General features: G+C 57.1%; 2 rRNA genes. Both read right to left on the bottom strand.

The features are described 5' to 3' along the window. Positions 1 to 146: 146 nt before the first annotated feature. Positions 147 to 261: ribosomal RNA gene (rrf, locus tag ACTIFS_RS21725) — 5S ribosomal RNA — on the bottom strand. Between the two features lie 82 nt (positions 262 to 343). Continuing rightward, positions 344 to 617, bottom strand: a 23S ribosomal RNA gene (locus ACTIFS_RS21720); the annotation flags it as partial.

The raw sequence follows: 617 nt of genomic DNA, 5'->3' as shown, positions 1-617 counted from the left end.
TCAGGTTATGAGCCTGACGAGCTACCGGGCTGCTCCACCCCGCGACAAACCTTAAATCCCTCAGACGCGCAAAGGCGCCCGGTGGGGCGCCTTGGCGTGATCGGAGAGTTGTGAATGGATATTTCCTGCTGATTGCCGGCTGCAAGGCCTGGCGGCGTCCTACTCTTCCATCGCTTGAGCGAAAGTACCATTGGCGCTGCCTGGTTTCACGGCCGAGTTCGGGATGGGATCGGGTGGGTCACAGGCGCTATGACCACCAAGCCATGAAGCCGGCAAACAGGGGGATTTGAACGATGCCAGACACTTGCGTGCTGTAACAGTGATGTCGTTGATGGTGGGATCTTCAGGCGCGACCAGAGTAATTAGGACCGGTTAGCTGAATGCATTACTGCACTTACACACCCGGCCTATCAACGTGGTGGTCTTCCACGACTCGATGAGATCTTATCTTGAGGGAGGCTTCCCGCTTAGATGCTTTCAGCGGTTATCCCGTCCATACATAGCTACCCTGCTGCGCGGCTGGCGCCACGACAGGTGCACCAGAGGTATGTTCACCCCGGTCATCTCGTACTATTGGCAACTCCTCTCAAATCTCGACGCCCACGGCAGATAGGGAC

Origin of the sequence: Phreatobacter sp. (genome assembly GCF_051860605.1) — a bacterium.
GTDB lineage: Bacteria > Pseudomonadota > Alphaproteobacteria > Rhizobiales > Phreatobacteraceae > Phreatobacter.
The sequence above is the reverse complement of the archived record's forward strand: the minus strand, read 5'-3'. Positions and strand labels throughout refer to the sequence as shown.